This window comes from Capnocytophaga sp. oral taxon 323, from assembly GCF_001278825.1.
GTDB lineage: Bacteria > Bacteroidota > Bacteroidia > Flavobacteriales > Flavobacteriaceae > Capnocytophaga > Capnocytophaga ochracea.
Window position 1 is genome coordinate 678,183 of the sequence record NZ_CP012589.1, and the last position, 17,912, is coordinate 696,094.

The window sequence follows — 17,912 nt, forward strand, 5'->3', positions numbered from 1 at the left end:
AAAAAATGTCCATACTCATATATATAGATTCCGAAAACGGAAAAGTAAAGAAAAGTAGTTATGAAGTGGCTACTTATGCCAAAACTCTTGCTCAGAAACAAAATACCAAAATAGTAGCAGTAGCTATCAACATTGATAATCCTGAAATGTTAGGCACTTATGGTATTGATAAAGTATTGAACGTAGCCGATGAAAAGCTACAACACTTTTCGGCGAAGGCTGTAGCACAAATATTACAACAGGCAGTGAAGAAAGAAGGGAGTACAACGGTGCTTTTCAGCGCCTCGTCGCAAGCCAAGAATATTGCCCCTTTATTAGCCATTTCTCTACAAGCAGGTTATGTACCTAACGCCATTTCACTCCCTGAAAACGATTTTACTATTAAGAGTAATGCCTTTTCTAACAAAGCCGTAAGTTTAAACAAAATCACAACACCTATAAAAATAGTAGGATTAGCTCCTAATGCCTTCGGAGTAAAAGAAAATCCTACTCCGGCAATTGTAGAACCCTTCTCCCCTACCCTTTCAGATAGTGATTTCGATATAAAGATAATCGCTACCGAGAAGGCTACAGGAAAAGTACCGTTAGACGATGCCTCTATTGTGGTATCAGGAGGACGCGGATTAAGAGCCGCCGAGAATTGGTACATAATCGAAGATCTTGCCGAAGTACTCGGCGCTGCCACCGCTTGTTCTAAGCCTGTGGCCGATATGGGTTGGCGTCCACACGCTGAGCACGTAGGACAAACAGGAAAACCCGTTGCGCCTAACTTGTATATTGCCATTGGCATTTCAGGTGCTATACAACACTTGGCAGGGGTTAATGCCTCAAAAGTGAAGCTGGTTATCAACAGCGATGCCGAGGCTCCTTTCTTTAAAGCTGCCGATTACGGCGTGGTAGGCGATGCTTTTGAAGTTGTTCCCAAGCTTATAGAAAAACTAAAAGCTAAACTTTAATTTTTATAATAACTTTTCACGGCTGGGAAATGCCCAAGAAACTGTGAAGATTTACAACCAATACAAAGAATGCTATGCAGAAAGCAAGAGAGACTTTTCAATAAACTAAACTGATGAGTTAATGAGTTAATTTGTTACTATACTAATTGACTTTTTAGCTCATCACCTAATCAAAAAATTGAACAATGCCTTTATTTAAAAAAGACCCTTTCGGACATACACTTTTCGTAAAACGATGGCTCATCCGCGTTTTTGGTATCCTTACTCACAGCAGGTATGATGGTTTTAACCAACTGAAGATTGAGGGTTCGGACGTTATTCGTGAATTGCCACCACAAAATGTACTGTTCATTTCAAATCACCAGACTTATTTTGCCGACGTAACGGCTATGTTTCACGTGTTCAATGCAAGTCTTAAAGGACGTAAGAACACCTTAGATAATATGGGCTATCTGTGGAACCCGAAACTCAACATTTATTACGTGGCGGCTTCCGAGACTATGAAATCAGGGATTCTGCCCAAAATATTAGGTTACGCAGGAGCTATACCGGTGAACAGAACTTGGCGCGAAAAAGGTAAAGAAATACATCGCGAAGTCCGCCGAGTTGATGTAGAAAACATAGGTATCGCCCTTGCCGATGGTTGGGTGATTACCTTCCCGCAGGGCACTACCTCGCCGTGGAAACCTATCCGCAAGGGTACTGCACACCTCATCAAGCAATACAGACCTGTGGTGGTGCCCATCGTAATCGATGGATTCCGTCGCTCGTTTGATAAAAAGGGAATAAACATCAAAAAGAAAGGAGTGCAACAATCGATGATTATCAAATCGCCTTTGCAAATAGATTACGAAAATGATACGGTTGAAGAAATTGTAGCTAAAATAGAAATGGCTATCGAACAACACGAATCATTCCTTAAAGTTAAGAAATTAGACGGTGAAGAAGCTCCTAAAACAGTAACAACACCACAACCCTAATTACTGATGATGATAGGGCTCATTACGGAGAATCGTAAAAGCACGGTAGAGCTGTTCTACAAAAAATAGGCGTATCATTTGGTGTGAAAAGGTGAGTTTGGAAAGTGACAACTTGCCATTAGCACGGTCGTATACTTCTTTTGAAAAACCATAAGGTCCCCCAATCACAAAGGTGAGCTGCTTGATGCCGGCATTCATTTTCTTTTGCAATTCATCGGCAAAAGCTACTGAAGTAAACTCTTTGCCACGTTCGTCTAAGAGTATCAGATGATGAGACGAGGCTACATTGCCGAGGATAAGCTCCCCTTCTTTTGCTTTTTGTTGCTCTTCCGATAGTGATTTGCTATTCTTAATATCGGGCAAGAGTTGCAATTCAAAATTGATGTAATACGAAAGTCGTTTTTCATACATATCAATAAGCTGTTGCAAAGCAGGATTATCGGTCTTGCCCACCACGAGAAGTTTGATGTTCATTATTTTTCAGGATAAAAGCTAAAAGGTAAAAAATAAAAATAAGGTTATAAATCACAAACAAATACTTCGATGTTTTTCCTTAAAAGTGTTTGTCTTATAAGTTTCTCAATTCTGTCCCAAGAGCCTCCTGCCAATCCGCAACCTATGCGAGGCATTTGCACTTTGGCATTTATTTCATAAGCAAAATCGGCTATTATTTGCAATCCTCTTTTCACAGCCTCGTAACGAATAGGCGGGTTATCGTTTTCATCATTGTATATATTGTGTTGCCCAATGAGATTTGCAACCCATATCTTCTCTTCTACCGACACAAATTGTACCTCTCCCAAAGCAAAATTTTCACCTTCTTTATACCATTGTTTGTATTGTTTTTCGGGGTATTTCCAGCGTTTGGAAAGTGCTAACACAAATCCTTTCCCCCAAGCACCTATATCATTACAAATATGGGCGATAACAATGTTCCCTTCGGCTTGTGGCACCGTAGCATCTGCTTTTAAATAATGTATCATCGCTTAAATCTTTTGTTATTTTGGCAAAGATAACTAATTTTTATTAACACTACAAAAACAATTTTTTATTACTTTCATCACAATAAACAACTCTTTTTTTACTATTTAAGTCAAGTTCTATATTAAAAACTTTTATAAGGGAACAGAATACTTATAATAAATTATACAAGTACACTATTTAGATTCATAAAAAACTTTGTCAAAGTACTTAAACTTTGACAAAGTTTGTGATGTGAAGGAGATTGGAGACTTTTCTCATCTCTTTTTTATAATGCAAGAGTGATTATCATTATTGTTTTATCATTAGAAAAAGAATCTTTCTTTTTCTCCTTTTTCATTCAAGATTTCTAACGAGTTTCGATTACGTGAAGAAAGAGTAGACATTATATTTTTCAATTCATCTACATCTTTAATGGTCTTTCCATTCACTGAAAGCAACACTTTCCCCACTATATTGATATTATTGTACTCATAAAACTGACCCGCAGCGGTAACCTTCACTCCGTTTTTAGTTTTAAATCGCTTGTGGTCAGCATCTGAAAGGTTTTTCACTTCCAAACCTAAGGATTGTATTACATAAGTAGTATTTTTCTTAAGTGTGATATTGGCAGTGCGTTCTTTACCTTCGCGTACGTAAGTTACTTTTAGCATATCACCAGGACGTTTAGAAGCGATGTGACCGCTAAGGTCAGAGTATTTATGTATCTTCACATTATCGATTTGCTTGATGATGTCTCCTTTTTTAAGTCCGGCAGCTCCTGCTCCTGACTCATCGTCTACTGAATCTACATAGAATCCTTCAGTTTCTTTGACATTGAGTTTTTTGGCTACTTCAGAGTCTAATCCTTGTCCGCGTACGCCCATAACCCCGCGTTGTACATTCCCGTATTCTATCAAATCCTCTACCACTTTCTTAGCGATATTGCTAGGCACAGCAAACGAGTAGCCCATATACACACCCGTAGTAGATGAGATAGCAGTATTGATACCAATGAGATCACCATTGAGGTTTACCAAAGCTCCCCCACTGTTTCCCATATTCACCACGGCATCGGTTTGTATAAACGATTCTATTTTATCGCTACCGCGATCGCTGATATTACGCGCTTTTGCACTGATGATTCCCGCAGTAACGGTAGAATTTAAGTTGAAAGGATTCCCTACCGCAAGCACCCATTCGCCTACTTGCGTATTATCGGAGTCCGCAAAGGTGAGGAAAGGTAGTTTTTCGTCGGCTTCTATTTTCAGTAAGGCAATATCCGAAGAAGCATCTGTACCTATAAGTTTAGCTGTATAAGTTTTATTGTTGTTAAGGGTAACCTCCAAAGTAGTAGCATTGGCAATCACGTGGTTATTGGTTACTATATAGCCATCGGGGGTAATGATAACGCCAGAGCCTGTACCTACTTGGGTTTGTTCGCCTCCAGCATTACCGTAAAAAAGGTCGAAGATAGAGGTAACGCCTCCTTGTGATTTTACAGTGTTCTTCACGTGCACTACGCTATTCACCGTTTTGTTAGCTGCTTCTACAAAGTTGGTCTCACCTGCTACCGTTCTTTCAGGAGTGGTGTGATTAGTTTGTACCAAAGCAGGACGTGAAAGCAAATCAAGCGCTTCTTGTTTGGCATCGTGTTTATCTATAAAGAGTTTATATCCTCCTAAGGTCATAGCCCCGCCGAGAAAGGCAGCAGCTATCATTGTTGCATAATTCTTCATCATATTTTTTGTTTTACTAATTTGTTTTATATCGTAAAACGATTAGGCAACAATTGTGCCATTTTAATGACCGACGGTAAAAGCTTCTTTAATTTTCTCTACTTCAGCTCCTATATCGCCTGCTCCTACAGCAAGTAATAATTTTGGTTGTTTTTTAAGCAATAAAGGTATCAATTCTGCTTTGCTCACCAATATTTTCTGTTTAGCCGTCACTTTGTCTAACAATACTTGTGAAGTAATACCTTCAATAGGCAGCTCTCGAGCAGGGTAAATATCCAATAGAACTACATCATCAAACTGTGATAGGCTTTTTGCAAAATCGTCTAAAAAGTCACGTGTACGGGTGAACAAATGGGGTTGGAAGACAATAGTTTTAGGAGTGTGTGGGTACATCTCCTCTACCGCTTGGAACAACGCATTAATTTCCGAAGGGTGATGTGCATAATCATCTATAAAGGCAAAGTTGTCTCCCTTGATAATATACGAGAAACGCCTTTTCACACCTTTGAATGTAGCCAAATGAGGGAGTAACTTTTCAGGGGCAAATCCTGCTTTTACCGCCATCGATACGGCTGCTAAGGCATTGAGTAGATTATGTCTTCCTGGCTTCAATAAAGTATAGTCTTTATAGACGCCTCCTTTATAATGAAAATCAAAATGGTAAATACCGTTCTTTACCGTTATATTTTGGAAAGTATAATCGGCATTATCTTCCAATCCATAGGTCTCACCTTCTATATCTAAACCATTGCGCACTATAAGACTTCCCCCTGGTTTTATCTTACCTGCAAACTCTCTAAAACCTTCTATCAAGTGTTCTTTATCGCCATAAATGTCGAGATGGTCGGCATCCATAGAGGTGATACAAGCTATATTGGGCGAGAGTCGCAAGAAGGAACGGTCGAACTCATCGGCTTCTGCCACAGTGTACTCACTGCCTTTCAGTACTAAGTTGCTGTTGAAGTTTTCAGCAATCCCTCCTAAAAACGCACTTACTGAGGCTCCTGCTTCCACTAATAAATGGGCGAGAATACTTGAAGTAGTGGTTTTACCGTGCGTACCTGCCACCGCAAGACAGAATGTATTTTTGGTGATAAACCCTAATACTTCCGAGCGTTTTACTACTTCGTAGCCATTTTGCTGAAAATAGTTTAATTCCTTATGGTCTTTGGGTACAGCAGGTGTATATACTACCAGCGTAGTGCGCTTGTCTTTAAAAGAGGCGGGAATAGCATTTACATCATCGGTAAAATGTACTTTTATGCCTTCTTTTTCGAGCATTTCAGTAATTTCAGTGGGGGTACGGTCATAACCACATACCTTTTTGCCATTGGCATTAAAATAACGAGCAAGGGCAGACATTCCTATGCCCCCTATGCCTATAAAATAAACGTTCTGTATAGGTTGTAAATCCATTTGTATAAAATGCGAAGTAAGAGGTAAGAGTTTTTAATTCTTCACTCAATTACCTCATAATTTTTTAGTTTCTATTAGCTTTTTTGAAGCATCGTATTTGCGAACTTCCTTTTTCTTAGTATCAGTTACAGTATAATTGTCTAATTTTCCATTCTTGTAGATGGAAACAGTAGTCTCTTTTGTACTGCGATCTTCACAAGTTTTTTGGCTAATTACTCCTTTGTCATAAGTTTCACGACAATTGCCGTTTTCAGTAACATACCATTTTTCAGTAATTTTCCCAGTTGGGTCATATTTAGTAGTGATTTTGCTATCCACTTGGTCTAATTTCAGCTTCCCGTTTTGGTAAAATTCCTTTGTAGTACTCTTGATAGTATTCACTTCTTTGCTAGGATTGCCATTCTTGTGGTAAGTAGTAACTATTTGGTCGGCTCCTTCCTTCAAGTTAGTGTGTATTTCTATCTTTTGGGCGAGCTTACCAGCGTGGTCAAACACGTGTCCTTCAATAATGTTCCCTTTGAAGATGTTTTTCTTGCGCAATCTACCTTCGGTATTGAATATGTGTATTTCCGAGAGCTTCCCATTGGCGAAGATATAGGTAGATTTTAGGTTTTTTTCCTTGTTTTCAAACTGCCCTTCACCTACAAACTGCCCGTTGTTGCCTATCTCGAATTCAAAGCGCTGTTCATCGTTGTCAATAACGTAATTCCCTTTCGGCAGAACTACCTTTCGCGTCATATATGCTTGGCGAATCATATCGCTATTAATACCTGCCGAATTGCCCGATTTAAGGTTTCTTTGTAACTGCAAATATGCGTCGTAATTCACGTATTCCTTCACTTCCACGATGCCTCTTTTAAATTCATCGCTTTTAGTATCTATAAAAAACTGTTTTCCCAATTGGTTTTGCGCAAAAGTAAATGCGGCACACCCCAGTGCTATAAATGTAAAAAGTCTCTTCATCTGTTTTAATTCTTATTTTCTAAGATAATATTTACTATTTCCTCAGTAGCATTAGGCAAAGCCAACGTCTTAATGTGTTGCGACAGGCTCTGCTGTTTTGCCTCGTCGTTTATGAGTTCGGTAAAAGTAGTAGCAAAAGTAGTGCCTAAATCAGTTTCGCGTATCAAAATAGCAGCCTGTTTTTGCTCAATAGCTCGTGCATTTTTGGTCTGGTGGTCTTCTGCCACATTGGGCGAAGGAATAAATATCACAGGTTTTCCCACTACACACAATTCGCTCACCGAGCTGGCTCCTGCGCGAGAGATAATTACATCGGCAACAGCATAAGCCAACTCCATTTTGTCAATAAAAGCTAAAACTTTCACTCGTTCGCTTTCATATTTCTTGTACTCTTCATAATACAGTTTGCCACACTGCCATAACACTTGCACCCCAAGTTTTTCAAATAAAGGCAACTGCTCTTCTACCAGCTGATTGATACGCCTGGCTCCTAAACTACCCCCTAATACCAATAACGTTTTTTGCTCAGGGTTCAGCTGAAAATATGTCAGTCCTTCTGTGCGGTGCTTTGCTATATCCAAGAGTCCACCGCGAATAGGATTACCTGTTTTTACGATTTTCTCTTTGGGGAAGAACTGTTCCATTGCATCGTAAGCCACACATATTTTTTTTGCTTTTTTAGAAAGCATTTTGTTGGTAATACCCGCATACGAATTCTGTTCTTGAATGAAAGTAGGAATACCCATTCCGCCAGCTACCTTCACCACAGCACCGCTAGCAAAACCTCCGGTACCTATTACGGCATCGGGTTTAAAACGCTTGATAATGCTCCAAGATTTCAGCAAGCTACTGATGAATTTTAAGGGAAATAGCAGGTTCTGCAAGGTAATTTTACGCTGAATACCCGAAATCCAAAGCCCTTCAATAGGATAACCCGCCTGTGGTACCTTTTGCATCTCCATACGGTCTTTGGCGCCCACAAACAGAATGTCGGCATCTGGAATACGTCTTTTCAATTCATCGGCAATAGCGATAGCAGGAAAAATATGCCCGCCTGTACCTCCTCCTGATATGATAAACTTTTTCATTTCTCGTTCTAATTTGGTGCAAAGGTACGCAAATCTTCACAAAAAGCAATATTATTTAAGCGTTTGCTTAATACTGCTGTTGATAGCCTTAAAAACTTCACTGTTTTGATGAGGCACACAGTCCTGCACCCAATACCACCAAAAATAACCGCCCGCGTAGTTCTTTACATATTTAGGCATCGAATAATAGTGCTTAGCTCTTTGCACTTTACTCTGTACAGAGTACTTCTTATAATCGTTATTGCCACACTCCCCTATGCCCAATTTAACACTCGGGAAAATAGACTCTAAATTGTTAAATACTTCTTGCCAATTAGGCTGGTAATTGTCGTTATCATCTTCATAATAGCTTACTAACACGTAATCCAACTGCTTTTTCATATCTTCGGGGATATATCTTTTTAGCCAATCCTCCATCGTCACCTTTTGGTCACCTGGTTTAAAATAGTAGCTCACAAGCACTGTTTTCGCATTTTTACTGCGGATAAACTTATAAGCACCATAGGCCTTATCGGCAATAAACTGAGGGTTGTCACCCATCCAACCTTCTCCGTTAATTTCATTGCCCACTTCCCAAAAATCCGTATATGCCGAGAGTTCTTTATACGAATCTTGAAATCTCTTTACATAACTATCCACAGTTTTGTAACCTTTCATATCTTCTGAATCGGCAGGTGTTGCCATCACATAAGCTACTTGATGAACAGCCGAAAAAAGCGGTTTGTAATTAGCTATCGCTGTACCCTTGGACATCACAATGCGCACCGTAGGCTTTACTGGCATCGCCTTGATAGCACTCACAATCTGCTGAACAGTAACTTTGGTTTTATCCCAACTGTCGTCTATAGTAATGCCATACAAATAGGCATTCGTAGGGGTATTAGGTTTGGGGTTATCAGGCTTGGGTTTGTCTGGAATTGGCTTATCAGGGGTAGGTTTATTAGGGTCTGGTTGGGGAACTTCGTCATTGTTTTTATGGCAAGCTATAAAAACGATTGCCATACATAGGTATAATATTCTTTTCATTTGTTAAACAATTTTATTCTGAAAGTGCAAAGGTACTATTTTTATTACAAACTGCTTCAAAAAATCATCTGAAAAATCAAAATCTACCCTTTCCCCCTCAGCTTTCGCATTTACCCCATTCTTTCTTCGCTTTAGTGTTATGAATTTTACCAAAATTTGAAACCTTGGCAAAGTTGAAGCCTTCCACTAACCTTCTTTTTATCTCTATTTCAACTCTAACTTACCTTCGTCATTTGTTCATCTTTTCTTCGTTCATTGTTCGTCTTTTCTTCGTCTTTTCTTCGTTCATTGTTCGTCTTTCCTTCGTCTCACTTTTCCGTTACTACACTCCCTCTCCTTGGGAGAGGGCTGGGGAGAGGATATTTTGTTCGTCTTTTCATTATCTGCCTGTCGTGCTACGACTGCCCGTGCGGATCGCACTGCCTATCGTGCTACGACCTCGCATCGGTTTTCTTTTAAAGCTTGTCCCCCTTCGGGGGTTCGGGGGCTTTCGCCACACTGTCACTCGTCATTGATTTGGTATTTTTGGCAAAGTTGAAAGCTCCCAATAGTCTCTTTCTTACCTCCATTATATCCTTATTTTAAATTTGTCTTTTGTTCATTCTTAAACCACTGTAGACCCACTGTAGACCCACTGTAGACCCACTGTAGACCCACTGTAGACCCACTCTTTATTCATCTATCCTATAAGCTTTGTATAAGCCCCCACCTAATTAACCATTAACCACTAATCATTAATCACTAATAAAAAACCTCCAAAAAGCTATTCACTTTTTGGAGGTATTCTTATTTTATCGTACTTTTTACTGATAAAACAGTTTATTTGATAGGCGTTTTAGGCAAGGTAACTTCTCCTGGGTCTTTCCAAAGCCCATCTTTGATAGCTCTTTTTTTAGCCGCTTCAGCACGTTTCTCGCTATCAGGGTGTGAACTCATCATCTTTTGGAATTTACTTTGGGTTGCTCCACCTGAAAGCAAAGCCAATTTCTTAAATGCTGTATAAACAGCCACCACATTATAACCGTGTTTCTTCATAAAATTGTAAGAATATTCATCGGCTTGTGATTCTTGTTTTTTACTGTGTTTAGCATCAAGGATAGCATTAGCCATTTCACCCAATTCAGTGTCGCTTAGTTTTCTTACAACCCCCGAAGCTGAGCTTGCAGCATCTTGTGCAGCAGCACGCATATAAGCAGATTTGATAGCATCTTTAGTGTCCTCATTCTTCACGTGACCTATTTCGTGACCGATAACTGCCAATAATTCATCATCAGTCATCAAATCCATCAACGATGAAAACACACGCACACTCCCATCAGCACAAGCAAACGCATTGATATCGGTTACCAGATACACTTTGTAATTGAGCTTCAAACCGTCCTCATTTTGGTGTTTACCAAACACACGATTCAAGCGTTTAGTATACGGACTGTTTTTGCCTGCTACCGGATTATGAGCATCCATCCAGTCTACTGATTCCTTTGAAAGCCTTTTAGCATCTTCATTAGTAAATGATAAAGCTTGTGCTCCTTTTGTAACGGCACTTGCGGCTTTCCCTAAATTGATTTTTTGAGCTTGTCCCATAGAAAATAGTCCTATAGACATTGCAATTAAGATAAAATTTTTCATTTGAAATTCTTTTAATAATAATGGCGCAAATTTATGCTTTTCTATGGTTAAAACAAAATATTTTTATATTTTTCTTTCGTATTAATATTTTTTTTCGTACCTTTGCCCGCAGTGTAGAAGACTACCTTTTTTCCTGACAGGGAGAAATGGAATAGTTTTTGTTACTACCCAACTATTTAATACAAAACAAGAGGAGATTTATGAACGATAACTTTTCACCAAGAGTTAAAAGGATATTCACATATAGCAAAGAAGAAGCCATTCGCTTAGGGCAATCTACGGTAGGCACTGAGCACTTTGTGTTAGCCATATTGCAAGAAGGTGAAGGTAGTGCAATCGATTTAATGCACAGTTTAAATATCGATATGGAAAGACTGCGCCAAAACATCCACACGCTCACTTCTGCACGTGGTCTCAACCCTCCTAACTTCAATGCCGTTCATTTCACCGTACAAGCCGAAAGAGCAATGCAGGCTACTTACTTAGAAGCAAAACGCTCCCAGAATGATATGATTAATACAGCTCATCTATTACTAAGCATTTTGCGTAACGAAAACGACCCTACTACTAAAGTTTTCAACAAGCTAGGCGTAAATTATGAAGTAGCAAGAGATAAATTCCAACCCATACGCGACGATAATTATCAAGTCTCATCACCCACCGATGAAGTTGACGAATACGACCGAGACTATAGTTTACCTCACGAAAACAAATCGGGTTACAAAGGTCAGCAACCCAATCAAGGGGGGCAATATGGGCAACGAAAACTCACTGTGTTAGATAACTTTGGTAGAGATTTAACTGCTTTAGCCGAACAAGGTAGTTTAGACCCCGTAGTAGGTCGCGAGAAGGAAATAGAACGCGTATCCCAAATATTGAGTCGCCGTAAGAAGAATAACCCAATACTCATCGGTGAACCTGGTGTTGGTAAAAGTGCCATCGCCGAAGGATTAGCTTTGCGCATTATTCAGAAAAAAGTGGCACGAGTATTGTATAACAAACGTGTGGTAACACTCGATTTAGCTTCCTTAGTGGCTGGAACTAAATATCGCGGACAGTTTGAAGAACGCCTTAAAGCCATAATGAGTGAACTCGAAAAGAATAAAGATATCATTCTTTTTATTGATGAAATTCACACCTTAGTGGGAGCTGGTGGTGCCTCAGGTAGCTTAGATGCCTCTAATATGTTTAAACCTGCCTTAGCACGTGGTGAAATACAATGTATTGGAGCTACTACCTTAGATGAATATCGTCAATCTATTGAAAAAGATGGCGCCTTAGAACGCCGTTTCCAAAAAGTAATCATCGAACCAACAAGCGTAGATGAAACCATACAAATCCTTCGTAATATAAAAGGAAAATACGAAGAACATCACAACGTAACCTATACCGATGAGGCTATTGAGGCTTGTGTAAAGCTCACCAATCGTTATCTTACCGACCGTTATTTGCCCGATAAAGCTCTTGATGCCTTAGACGAAGCTGGTGCAAGAATACATATTATGCAAGTAAAAGTTCCACAATATATCGTGGAATTGGAAGAACGTTTAGAACAAGCTACTCAAGCCAAAAACAGAGCTGTTTCACGTCAGCAGTTTGAAGAAGCTGCCCGTTTGCGCGATAACGAGAAAATTATCGAAAATTCATTAGTCGAAATGAATAAGAAATGGGACGAAGAATCTAAACAACACCGTGATGTAGTAACCGCCGACCATATTGCCGATGTAGTCTCAATGATGAGCGGCGTACCTGTAAACAGAATTGCTCAAACTGAAATGAGCAAACTCTCAGGATTATCCGAGATAATGAAATCTAAAATCATTGGTCAAGATGAAGCGGTAGAAAAGGTAGTGAAATCTATCAAACGCAATCGTACAGGCTTAAAAGACCCAAATAAACCTATAGGCTCTTTCATCTTTTTAGGACAAACAGGAGTTGGGAAAACACAACTCGCTAAAGTGCTTGCCAAGGAACTTTTCGATTCAGAAGAAACAATGGTACGCATTGATATGAGTGAGTATATGGAGAAGTTCTCAGTTTCTCGTCTCATAGGAGCTCCTCCAGGGTATGTAGGTTATGAAGAAGGCGGTCAGCTCACCGAGAAAATACGTCGCAAACCTTATTCTGTAGTGCTTTTAGATGAGATAGAAAAAGCACACCCCGATGTTTTCAATATGCTTTTACAAGTGCTTGACGATGGTTTCTTAACTGATAGTTTAGGACGAAAGATTGATTTTAGAAATACTATCATCATTATGACCTCTAATATAGGAGCTCGTCAAGTAAAAGATTTTGGGCAAGGTGTTGGTTTTGGCACTTCAGCAAGAATAGCCCAATCCGAAGCCAATGAGAAATCTATCGTCGAAAATGCTTTGAAAAAGGTATTTGCTCCTGAGTTTCTAAACCGTATTGACGATGTGATTACTTTCAATCCTCTTAGCAAAGAAGATATCTTTAAAATTATTGATATTGAGCTTTCTAAACTGTACTCACGTATCAACGATTTAGGCTATGGGGTACAACTCAGCCAGAAAGCAAAAGAATTCATTGCAGATAAAGGCTATGACAAACAATATGGTGCTCGACCTTTGAAACGCGCTATTCAGAAATATGTAGAAGACATATTAGCCGAAGAAATAGTATCTAACCAAGTGCACGAAGGGGATAGCATTCACTTTGATTTAGATGAGAAAGGAGAAAACCTCATAATAACGCAAAAAGAACTTATTTAATAACATCAACCTTTTGAACTTTTAGGTGTTTCCTCAAAGTTCAGAATTTAAACGCTCAAATTACTATGTACGTATTAAGAATTTTAGGTTTATTTACACTACTACTCAGCTTATCTTCCTTTTCAGAGGCAGTAAAGAATACCGAAAAGAGTGTAGTTGTAAATACAGCTACCACAAAGGCTGTGGAAAATAAGAGCAAGCCTAAAAAGAAAACATTTTCTCCTCCTAAGAAAGGGAGAAAAGCTACTACTAGAGTGGCTACAACAACTAAAAAACGTCATAAGTTACCTCCTAAACGCAGTGTAGCTCATCATTCTGCCAAAAAGTCTGTAAAAAAAGCTCCTGTTAAGAGAGCTTTAGCTATAACTGATAAAAAGAAAAAGCCTGTAAAAGCAGATATAGCTGTTGCTAAGAGTAAGAGATATGCTCCTAAAAAACACACCGGTAATAAAGCCTTAAAACAATACGCTGAAAATACTCTCGCAGACACTGAATTGGAAGACGACTTAGAAGACGAAGAACTATTTGAGGAACCTGAGAGCTATGAAACTACCGATATAGCGCTTACTGCACTCTCTAAAAGTAAAGTAGATACCAAACAACAGAAAGTATTATTAGATACAGCTTTCTCATATTTAGGAACTCCTTACAGACACGGAGGTGTTACCCGTAATGGTATGGATTGTTCTGGTTTTGTAAGTACTACTTTCAAATCTATTTCAGTACCATTATCTCGCTCCTCACAAGAAATGGCTACACAAGGAACAAAAATTGACTTGGAAGATGTAAAAGTAGGCGATTTACTTTTCTTCAGAACGACTAGGAAAAGCAGAATATCACACGTAGGTATGGTAGTAGATATAGATGGAGATATTAAATTCATACACTCTTCCTCTAAAAGAGGAGTTGTGATTTCTTCATTAAGTGATGAATATTACAAGAAAACATTTCGTATGGCAAAACGTGTAATGTGAGATTTGTAAATACTCCCATATTAACTATCTTATTAGGACTCATAGGAGGGATTGCTATTACTGATGTAATAGCTCCCTCTTTTTTATTTGCAATAAGTAGTTGTATATGCTTACTGCTCACTTTGGCAATACATCAGTTTTTAGCTACCAAACGATATACTTTTCGTCACGGAATTGTAATACACGTAGGTCTCACTTCTGTAGCAGTGGGTATACTGATAACTATCCTTCATACCCCCACCTATAACCCTAAGCATTACACACAAAAACTAAATGCCAATGAATATTACACTTTAGAAGCTGACATAATAGAGCAAACTTCACAAACAGATTACGGTACTACCTTTAAAGCCGAGCTCTTAACGGCTAACCATACAAGTACAGAAGGAAAAATTCTGTGCTTTTTTCCTTCTAAAACAATTACCGATGATGTGAAAACATTAGCTCCAACAGATAGATTGGTTTTTGTAGGCAAATATACTCCTATATCTCCTCCTAAAAATCCATATCAATTCAACTATAAACGGTATATGGAACGAAAAGGTGTATATGGGCGAACAGAAGTAGTTGCTTTTTCTGTTGTAAAAAATAATACAACAGGTTTTATGGGGAGTATTGCGAGAACACGCTCTCATTTAGCTATTGTAATAGACAAATATTTTAATCAAGAGTCTTCTGCTCTGTTAAAAACACTACTCTTAGGAAAACGCACTGATTTAGATAACGAAGTCTATCAACATTATGTTGATGCGGGAGCGGTGCATATCTTAGCTATTTCGGGATTACACGTAGGGATTATTACTGCTATACTCCTTTTATTACTGCAAAAGATGCCTAATTTAGGTTTTTATCGTCCATTGCGATACTTTATACTATTAGCAGGCTTATGGACTTTTGCTTTCATAGCAGGCGCCTCTCCTTCGGTACTGAGGGCTACTGTAATGTTCAGCTTTATAGGATTGAGTACTCTTATGCGAAGAAAACAAGGCAGGTTTGATGCGTTAATGCTCTCAATGTTATTTCTGTTGCTTATCAATCCTTACTATTTGTATGATGTAGGCTTTCAGCTGAGTTATGCAGCGGTATTTTCTATAATGAAATTCTACCCTGTGATGCGCAAATGGTGGCAACCTGAGAATAAATACTTACAATGGATATGGTCACTATTTTTGGTAGGATTATCTGCTCAAATAGTAGTTTTACCTATCAGTTTGTACTATTTTCACCAATTTCCCATATTGTTTTTCGTTTCTAACTTGGTAGTAGTACCTTTATTACAACCTATACTCATAGGAGGTATCATTGCCTTATGTTTGGGAAGTTTTGGTATTCTGCCTTATGCCATAGTCTTCGTCTTAGAAAAATTAATCGCTTTGATGAACTTTTTGGTAGCATTTATAGCCCATCAAGAAATGTTTATCATACGCAACATACCTTTTACTACTCCCCTACTTCTTTCTTCCTTATTGACGGTATTCATACTCATTGTTTTTGTACATTATAGGAAATACAAAGTATTGGTAGCACTTCTCTTATCTGTTATTTTATTTCAAGGGGTACTTTTCTATTACAAATATAAATTAGAAACTACTGAAGAAATGCTAGTTTTCAGCAAATATAAACAGAAAGTAATCACTATTAGACAAGGTGATAAACTAAGTATCTATCAAACAGATACAATTTCTCCTGACCCTGTAGTAATGAACTACATAAAAAATAAAGGTATCAGCAATATCGAGCTTAAGAAGATACCTTATATATTGCATTTCAAACAAAAAAACTACTTGCTAATGGATAGTTTAGGGGTATACCCAAAATCCAAGCAAATAGTTATTGATAGTGTTATTTTCTTACAAAAACCTAAAATCAATTTGGATAGAATGAAGCGAGATTTATCGCTTAGGTAGTAAGGAAAGAATAATGTACAATAAAATAATTAGCGGAATAGCGATTATTTTTAAACTTAGAAGTAAAATGACGCAAAGTGCTAAGAATATATATTTCAACGCATTATTTTTAAAAGAATAATCGCTAAACTTCAACGCAAAGAGTGCTATTTCAGCATTCAACAAGTAAGCACTCAACAAAGTAATCCCTAACAAGACCCACATATTATGCAATAAACTATCGAATAATTCAGTAGGCTGATATTGTAATATAAGAGGCAAAGAAAGAATAAACATTGTATTAGCTGGAGTAGGAAGCCCTATAAAGCCAGATGTCTGCCGTGTGTCTATATTAAAATTCGCCAATCGATAGGCAGAAGCTAAAGTAATAAGGAAACCAACATAAGGCAACAACATAGCAAAAGTCTCCTCAGTTTGTAATACATAGGTGCTATTACTCAACAACTGAAACATCACAATGCCAGGAACTACTCCAGAAGTAACCATATCGGCTAAGGAATCTAACTGTAAGCCTATTTCGGATTTTACGTGTAGCAAACGAGCAAAGAAACCATCAAAAAAATCGAGGAAGATGCCTATTGCCACAAACAAAGCAGCCCAATCAATCGCTCCTCTTACGGCAAAGACAATTGCTACTGTTCCGCAAAGGAGATTGGATAAAGTGATAAGATTAGGAATATATTTCTTCATTCTACTTACAATCGGCATCTAAATAATCTGGAAGGTATGAAGTATCCTTATTAGCATCACAATCAGGATAAGTTACCACGCCATATTCATTACGCACAATCTCATTTATAGAAGGTTTACCATCGTGATCGTGGTCGGCACGACGTGTAGCAATAAGTCTTACTGTAAAAATTAAAGGTGAATAAGCAGGTATTTTAGCTTGGCTGTTATTGAAATAGCCTAAACCTGAAGGAATAAAGAAAACTCCAACTCCTCCATCAGTAGGAGCATTTAGAGTACCATCGCTATTATTTGTAAGTCCTGTAGCCGATGCTCTTAATTGAGCAACACCCTCCCTAAAACCTCTAATAGTACCTGAAGGCTTGTTGGTAACAATATTACCTATAAGATCTATCCAATTAGAAGTAGATTGTGTTGTTGTTTCATCAAATACACTTAAATCTAATAATTGTCCTTTATAATTCACATATACTGAATCAGCAATAGTAGTGGTAGTTCCTGTCCCCTCTTGCAAAATAAGATAGTAAAGCGTATGACGTACAAGAGTATTATTAGCATCATAGACATCTAATTCCAATCGTTTTAGCTTGCTATCATTGAAGATAGACGCTGTAGTATTAGAGGTTGTTGCAAAGGTAACCGTTTCAGAAATAGTAGTTGTTACTGAAAAAGTGTAAGTATGCGTTTTCAAGAATGTTTCAATACTTTGATTATTCTCATTTCTCACCTCTGTAACATCACGTGGAGGTGTTACATTAGAGTTTTCATTTTTCTTACACGAAACAGCAAATAGCAAACCTATTGTGCTAATAGCAAATATAAATTTATTCATCATATAAAATTTCTTTATTT

General features: G+C 38.2%; 15 protein-coding genes. 5 read left to right on the top strand and 10 right to left on the bottom strand.

What is annotated here, in order from left to right:
* The first annotated feature begins 5 nt into the window (after window positions 1-5).
* Both AM608_RS02980 and AM608_RS02985 read left to right on the top strand, forming a co-directional pair.
* Entirely contained in the window at window positions 6-956 is a 951-nt protein-coding gene (locus AM608_RS02980) for an electron transfer flavoprotein subunit alpha/FixB family protein (protein WP_053580718.1), read from the top strand.
* A 185-nt stretch (window positions 957-1,141) separates the two neighbouring features.
* Window positions 1,142-1,936, top strand: a complete 795-nt coding sequence (locus AM608_RS02985) for a 1-acyl-sn-glycerol-3-phosphate acyltransferase (RefSeq protein ID WP_053580719.1) — start codon at window positions 1,142-1,144, stop codon at window positions 1,934-1,936.
* Here the strand turns inward: AM608_RS02985 and rlmH are convergent, their stop codons facing one another.
* The 8 genes from rlmH to AM608_RS03025 all read right to left on the bottom strand — a co-directional run bounded on the left by rlmH (window position 1,937) and on the right by AM608_RS03025 (window position 10,757).
* Window positions 1,937-2,410, bottom strand: a complete 474-nt coding sequence (gene rlmH / locus AM608_RS02990; protein WP_053580720.1) for a 23S rRNA (pseudouridine(1915)-N(3))-methyltransferase RlmH — start codon at window positions 2,408-2,410, stop codon at window positions 1,937-1,939.
* Between the two features lie 44 nt (window positions 2,411-2,454).
* On the bottom strand, window positions 2,455-2,919 hold the full coding sequence (locus AM608_RS02995) for a macro domain-containing protein (protein ID WP_053580721.1): 465 nt from the start codon (window positions 2,917-2,919) through the stop codon (window positions 2,455-2,457).
* Between the two features lie 303 nt (window positions 2,920-3,222).
* Window positions 3,223-4,638 (bottom strand): S1C family serine protease, encoded by a 1,416-nt coding sequence (locus AM608_RS03000; RefSeq protein WP_053580722.1) that lies wholly within the window; start codon window positions 4,636-4,638, stop codon window positions 3,223-3,225.
* A 60-nt stretch (window positions 4,639-4,698) separates the two neighbouring features.
* Complete coding sequence (murC, locus tag AM608_RS03005) at window positions 4,699-6,051, bottom strand: UDP-N-acetylmuramate--L-alanine ligase (protein ID WP_053580723.1); 1,353 nt, start codon at window positions 6,049-6,051, stop codon at window positions 4,699-4,701.
* A 54-nt stretch (window positions 6,052-6,105) separates the two neighbouring features.
* Window positions 6,106-7,014 (bottom strand): hypothetical protein, encoded by a 909-nt coding sequence (locus AM608_RS03010; RefSeq protein WP_053580724.1) that lies wholly within the window; start codon window positions 7,012-7,014, stop codon window positions 6,106-6,108.
* A gap of 5 nt (window positions 7,015-7,019) precedes the next feature.
* A complete protein-coding gene (gene murG, locus AM608_RS03015) occupies window positions 7,020-8,102 on the bottom strand; it encodes an undecaprenyldiphospho-muramoylpentapeptide beta-N-acetylglucosaminyltransferase (protein WP_053580725.1) in 1,083 nt (360 codons plus the stop codon).
* A 51-nt stretch (window positions 8,103-8,153) separates the two neighbouring features.
* The gene (locus AM608_RS03020) at window positions 8,154-9,104 is read right to left on the bottom strand and encodes a hypothetical protein (protein WP_053581822.1); all 951 of its coding nucleotides are present in this window, start codon (window positions 9,102-9,104) and stop codon (window positions 8,154-8,156) included.
* Window positions 9,105-9,947: 843 nt separating this feature from the next.
* A complete protein-coding gene (locus AM608_RS03025) occupies window positions 9,948-10,757 on the bottom strand; it encodes a M48 family metallopeptidase (protein WP_009410124.1) in 810 nt (269 codons plus the stop codon).
* Between the two features lie 200 nt (window positions 10,758-10,957).
* Between AM608_RS03025 and AM608_RS03030 the strand changes: the two genes are divergently transcribed.
* The 3 genes from AM608_RS03030 (at window position 10,958) to AM608_RS03040 (ending at window position 16,370) form a co-directional block, all read left to right on the top strand.
* Entirely contained in the window at window positions 10,958-13,489 is a 2,532-nt protein-coding gene (locus AM608_RS03030) for an ATP-dependent Clp protease ATP-binding subunit (RefSeq protein WP_015783069.1), read from the top strand.
* A gap of 65 nt (window positions 13,490-13,554) precedes the next feature.
* A complete protein-coding gene (locus AM608_RS03035; RefSeq protein ID WP_053580726.1) occupies window positions 13,555-14,463 on the top strand; it encodes a C40 family peptidase in 909 nt (302 codons plus the stop codon).
* Window positions 14,460-16,370, top strand: coding sequence for a ComEC/Rec2 family competence protein (locus AM608_RS03040; protein WP_053580727.1), 1,911 nt, complete (start codon window positions 14,460-14,462; stop codon window positions 16,368-16,370). The genes AM608_RS03035 and AM608_RS03040 overlap by 4 nt, the downstream gene beginning before the upstream one ends.
* Here the strand turns inward: AM608_RS03040 and AM608_RS03045 are convergent.
* Both AM608_RS03045 and AM608_RS03050 read right to left on the bottom strand, forming a co-directional pair.
* Entirely contained in the window at window positions 16,356-17,060 is a 705-nt protein-coding gene (locus AM608_RS03045; RefSeq protein WP_053580728.1) for a phosphatidylcholine/phosphatidylserine synthase, read from the bottom strand. The two genes, AM608_RS03040 and AM608_RS03045, sit on opposite strands and share 15 nt — an antisense overlap.
* Before the next feature lies 1 nt (window position 17,061).
* Window positions 17,062-17,895: an FKBP-type peptidyl-prolyl cis-trans isomerase gene (locus tag AM608_RS03050; RefSeq protein WP_053580729.1), complete on the bottom strand. Its 834-nt coding sequence runs from the start codon at window positions 17,893-17,895 to the stop codon at window positions 17,062-17,064.
* Window positions 17,896-17,912 lie beyond the last annotated feature (17 nt).